The organism is Pseudomonas sp. RGM 3321 (assembly GCF_022836805.1).
In the GTDB taxonomy this organism is placed as follows: Bacteria; Pseudomonadota; Gammaproteobacteria; order Pseudomonadales; family Pseudomonadaceae; genus Aquipseudomonas.
The window spans coordinates 1-464 of the sequence record NZ_JALHBH010000042.1 but is presented as its reverse complement, the minus strand read 5'-3'; the positions used below and the strand labels follow the sequence as shown (position 1 = coordinate 464).

Annotated in this window: 1 protein-coding gene; it reads left to right on the top strand. The window is 65.9% G+C overall.

Annotated features, from left to right (window positions below):
* Window positions 1-464, top strand: a 464-nt coding sequence (locus RGM3321_RS00155) for an MFS transporter (RefSeq protein ID WP_244391021.1), incomplete at both ends; no start/stop codon positions are given.

The following is a 464-nucleotide window of genomic DNA, read 5'->3' as shown; positions in this document are numbered from 1 at the left end:
ATGCTGATCCGTGCCAGCCTCGGCATGGCGGTGGCGATGGCGTTGATCGGCATGGCGACCGCGCCCTGGCAGCTGGTGGCGCTGCGGCTGCTGGCGGGGCTGCTCGGCGGCTACGCCTCAGGCTCGACTATTCTGGTGGCGGCACAGACGCCGAAGGCGCAGACCGGCTGGGCGCTCGGCATGCTCTCTTCCGGCATCATGGCGGGCAACGTCGTCGGTCCGCTGCTGGGCGGCGTGCTGCCGCCGCTGATCGGCATCCGCCACACCTTCTGGCTGACTGGCGGGGTTATTTTCCTCGCCTTTCTGGCGACCACCTTCTTGCTGAAAGAACAGCCACGTCCGCCTGCGGCAACGCGCGCCGCTGGCGACGCGTCCGGCGCCGTTAATCGCGGCGTGGTGAAGCTGATGTGGCTGTCAGGCATGCTGTTGATTTTCGCCAATATGTCGATTGAGCCAATTATCAC